This is a genomic window from Endozoicomonas arenosclerae, from assembly GCF_001562015.1.
Lineage (GTDB): Bacteria > Pseudomonadota > Gammaproteobacteria > Pseudomonadales > Endozoicomonadaceae > Endozoicomonas_A > Endozoicomonas_A arenosclerae.
In genome coordinates this window covers 1-4,481 of record NZ_LASA01000203.1, presented here as the reverse complement: position 1 = coordinate 4,481, position 4,481 = coordinate 1, and the positions used below count along the sequence as shown (strand labels likewise).

Sequence of the window (4,481 nt, the reverse complement as noted above, 5' to 3'; positions counted from 1 at the left end):
ACCGCTATGAAAACATGATGACCCCTTACGAAAAGTTCCTGTCACTGAAGGAACCAGAACAGTACCTGAAAGAAGGGATTACACTGGACCAACTAAAGGACAAAGCGGAAGCCATGACCGATAATGAAGCGGCCAGAAAGCTGCAACAAGCCAGAGAAATCCTGTTTCAATTAGTTCATGAGCGACAAGCCGAGGGTTAGGTAGTAGTACCTGCCTTCAGGCTCATTTCAGGATTGGAAAATACTTGGAATTCAGCAAGAAGTCTTGGAATCGATTGCTTCGCAACTCAATAATGTTGAATTTCAATCAATCCTGCAGCAGCTCGGCCTGGCTTTTGCGGGTCCTGAATATATTCCCATGCTGGTGCTGAACAAGGTGCTTAAAAAAATAAACTATGACCTGCGGCGTTTTGCTGAACTGCTTCTTGAGGCTTGGGGGGGTAAATTTAGCAAACGCTATAAAAAGCTTTTGGATCCGAAGCGACTTCGAAGGGCCCAGAGAAAGCGTGGACGGTTAGCTGAAGGCTGTAATCAGGGGGCCAGACCTGATGTTATGTAAGCTTTGAAATTTAGTTTGGCCGCGATAAGAGCGCTGTTTCGTGCCTGCCGTCTTTTGATAAGTCAGAAAAAGCAAACCCGGCCTGACTGACCGGGTTTGAAAGGGATAGCTGTTCTGTAAATCATTAAGGGTTATTTTTTCTTAGTACTGCTGCTTCCGCTCCACCAGTTTTTAGCACTTGTTCCCCAGCCAGAAAATGTATTTGAGACTGCTTTTCTGGATGGAACTTTGTTCCAGGTCGTTGCGGCAAGTGTTGCGGCAGCAGCAGCTACCCCTGTTGTGGCGGTATCTTCAGCAGATGAGCTTTTACCTCGATGAACGCCGCAAGCAACGCAAACGACAATTCCTACTACCGTTCCGATGGCTAAGACTCCTCCTACCACTCCTGCTGTAATGTAATAAACGTTATAGTCAGTGGCGTCTTGAAAATCCATCCAGAAAGGTGAGTTGGTTTCTCTGTTTCGGCCCATAATGGCAGGAATTTGATTGGGGTTTTCCGCTGATCCGATGTTGATAAATTTGATGTTGTTCAATGTAATATTCTCTGGCACAGGGAGGTCTCTGGCTGTCATTTCTTCCTGACCGGTTTGGTACTGAAGCATCTGAACTTTGTCTGGGGCATCAGAAAGATGAACCAGCATCTGAATCATGTCGTCGAAAAACTCGATACTGGCCAGTGAAGTTGGACTCTTCACAGGATTCATATCGGGATACTGGGTGCTGCGAAGTCCGGTGGATGTGTTGATCGTTACAATGTGAAGACCAAATGAATTCTGAATCATCATAAAGAGATTCTGTCCTTTTAGGGAAACAGCCAGAAGTTCGGCATCCAGTCCAAATTCGTGCAGTACTCTGGGGCTGCCGTTATTGAAATTGCTGTCCACTATTGCGGCATTATTACTTACCTGGTACTTCACCAAGAGGATGCCGGGAAGGGTTAATGCTTCTCCCTCGTCTCCATTCTCGACAGGGCTGCTGGTACCGTTCTCTTCATTTACCAGGCTGGCGCCTGACCCATTAGCGTTACCAATGATATAGACCTCTCCAGCTGTGTTGCCTAATACACGCTGATAGCGAGCTTCGCTGATGTCGTCAGGCAGCAGAGGAAATCGGTCAGACAGGTTGCCATTGTCATCTATGCTCCAGGCGCTGTTCGTGCTGATGATGTAGTCGGTTATCTCAGCGGATTCAGGGTCATCTGAGCTGCTGTCAGAAGTTCTGGATCTGAGAATGGCCACGTTATCTACACTGGGTTCTGGCAGTGAAACTTCGATACTTTGAAGGTCTGACTGGCTGTCGCGCTCAATATAGCGAACAAACTGATAAGTATTCTCGCCCGGAGTATGAAAGCTGAGGTGATATAAGCTGTTGCTGGCAATGAATGCTGAGTTGAGACTGACGCCTCTTCTACTTAAGTCACTGAAGTGATCGACAGGGCAGTCGTCAAAATAGGAAAGCAGGGTTTCCCTGTTCTCGTAGTAGGCGAGATAGTTTGTGTCTCTTTTCTGGGGGAGTTGAACCAAGGCTTCGAAATGATCCTGATTGTAAATCAGATCAGTGACTTTACCTTTCAATCTTCCTTCAGGAAAGCGACATATTCTTGGGCAGTTTGCGTTCTCACAGTAATGCAAATCGGCTGTTAAGTGGTTATTGTCGTACAGATCGATTTCAGCTTCCTGCATGTTGTTGATTAAGCTTTTTGGAAAGGGGGTTTTGCTCTCTCTAAATGACCAGTCTTCCGCGTCCCACCCGCGGTTGGTGTAGGTTTCCGTACTTTTGCTTTCTTCGTCGGAGATACCATTGGGTACACCTGTTCTGTCAGTATTCCACAGGACGTTGCTCAGATCGCTGTTACCGGTGTTTTCCTGTGTGACTCTAGCTCGGCTTGTGATGTCAGGGTCATTGGAAGGAGTGCTGGTGACACGACTGTTGATCAAAACTTCATCAAAAGTGGATTTCAATTCACCCAGATCTTCAGCGAGAAGGTTTATATAACCTCCGCCTGGCTCTGTACTGGCGGGAGGAGATTGGTTTCTGATTGTTCTATGTACTTCGTGATCGATGATGACTCGTCGGAACTGACTGTTCTCAATCATTCTTGCGATACTGAAAAAGCTGCCTGCCTGTCCGTCGCTGCCGTTGACACCATCAGTGCCGGTATCACCAGTATCTCCGGTATCGCCAGTGCTGCCTTGATTGCCACCATTGTTACCTGCACCTCCTGTACCTCCGGCTCCACCTGTACCAGGGGTGCCATCGGGATTACCTGTCCCTCCTATGCCGTTGGCTCCGGATCTTTGATTTCCCAGCAGCAGGACGTCTTCCATCCTTGAGTTTTCAAATCTTTCTGTGACACCTGAAACTGCGCCGCCATTGCCTCCGTTTCCTCCATCACCTCCATCACCTCCATCGCCTGCTGTGCCACCTTTACCGCCTTTGCCCCCTTTGGCGCCATTACCACCGTTTGTGCCAGCTGCTCCCCGACTTCCCATACCTCCTTTTTGGCCATCTCCTCCTGTACCACCTTCACCTCCATCGCCTCCAGTACCTGCTGTGGCATCATTTAAGACAATGCTGCGTCGTATGGTATTACCGGTACCTGTGCCAATAAGCCCTAGTGTTGAGGGTGCGCTCTCACCATTGGCGCCGGGCTGGGCATTACCGCCGGTAGCACCCGTTGTACCGCTTTCTCCTGATGCTGTTCCGGATCTATCTGTGCCATCTGCACCGTTATTACCGTTGTTGGCGTTTCTGCTCATAGAGCGTCCCTGCCAGAAAGAGTCTGTGACTTCACAGTTATTGCATTCACTGAACCAGGCCATGGTTGACCCTTCGCTGCTTGTATCTGTGCTGGTCAGGGTGGTGTCGTAGCTTTTGACATTATTGAGGGTGACTCCTTGTCCCGTTGTGGCGATTAAAGCGGCTTTGTTACCACTGATAGAGGTGCTTTCAAATCGGATGTCTTGAAAGGTTGCGTCAACTGTTGAAGTGAATAGTGCATTGGGTGCACCCTCTATACTGCTTTCGAATCCGAAAATTTTAAATAGATTGCCAAAAATGCTTCCTCTGAATGCATCTGTTTGTTCCGGCTTTTCAGTGCGGGTCAGGTTGATATTTTCGCGAACAGAAAATGTGCTTTCGGTTTTGTTAAGAATTTGCCAGAAGTTCTCGGTGTATAGATCAATCGAAGTTGAAGTGGGGTCTTCAGGAATTGGGTTTGAGAGAGTGTTTGTTGAAGCGATGAGTAGAGTTGGAGTAAGTAAAAAGGGAATCCATTTTTTCTTTATTATTGGATCCCTAAACATATAGGATTTAGTGCTTTTAAACATAATTATATTACCAAGTTTATAGTCGTTCAGCGTAGTTAGATTTAACTGGGCTTTAGGGAACCTGCGAATAACCTCTAATTTACTTCCCTTCTTGAATCGAGTTCGAAGTAGGACTGAAATCAGAGGTCTCAATCCCTTATTTGTATGATATTTAGCCACTTTCGTGACTTCAGGGCGGACTAACCCTGTGCCCGGATCATTTGATCCAGTCGAACAATATTCGCCAGGGCAAATAAAGTAGACAGTTTATTGTCATTCTTCTTCAAACCTCGATACCTGGCTTTTATAAATCCAAATTGACACTTAATGATTCTGAAGGGGTGTTCGACTGCTGCTCTCAGACTGGCCTTGGTAAATTCCAGTTTGATGGGCACCTTATTTTTTCGGGGATGCTTCTTCAGCTCTTTCAAGATGCTGGGCTTTTCAGCTATGAACCACTCAGCTTCACAGGACTCCAACTCTTTCCGATTCTCGGCCCCGCGATAGCCGGCATCTGCAAAGATAAATTGCTCATCCCCGTGCAGCAGCTGCCCTGCCTGATTCAGGTCATGTTCGTTAGCTGGGGTGGTCGTCAAGCTGTGTGTAAAACCTGTT

Annotated in this window: 4 protein-coding genes; 2 read left to right on the top strand and 2 right to left on the bottom strand. The window is 47.3% G+C overall.

Going from position 1 to position 4,481, the window contains the following annotated elements; translation table 11 throughout:
• Both WG89_RS27180 and WG89_RS27175 read left to right on the top strand, forming a co-directional pair.
• A partial coding sequence (locus WG89_RS27180) for a hypothetical protein (RefSeq protein ID WP_216638417.1) occupies window positions 1-200 on the top strand: 200 nt, incomplete at its 5' end.
• Window positions 201-264: 64 nt separating this feature from the next.
• Window positions 265-558 carry a hypothetical protein gene (locus WG89_RS27175; RefSeq protein WP_062270789.1) on the top strand — a complete coding sequence of 98 codons (294 nt, stop codon included), beginning with the start codon at window positions 265-267 and terminating at the stop codon, window positions 556-558.
• Window positions 559-689: 131 nt separating this feature from the next.
• On the opposite strand, the gene WG89_RS27170 is transcribed toward WG89_RS27175, so the two are convergent.
• Window positions 690-3,863 (bottom strand): hypothetical protein, encoded by a 3,174-nt coding sequence (locus WG89_RS27170; protein WP_172806940.1) that lies wholly within the window; start codon window positions 3,861-3,863, stop codon window positions 690-692.
• Window positions 3,864-4,066: 203 nt separating this feature from the next.
• Window positions 4,067-4,481: transposase (locus WG89_RS27165; protein ID WP_153301863.1), on the bottom strand; the 415-nt coding region annotated here is incomplete at its 5' end.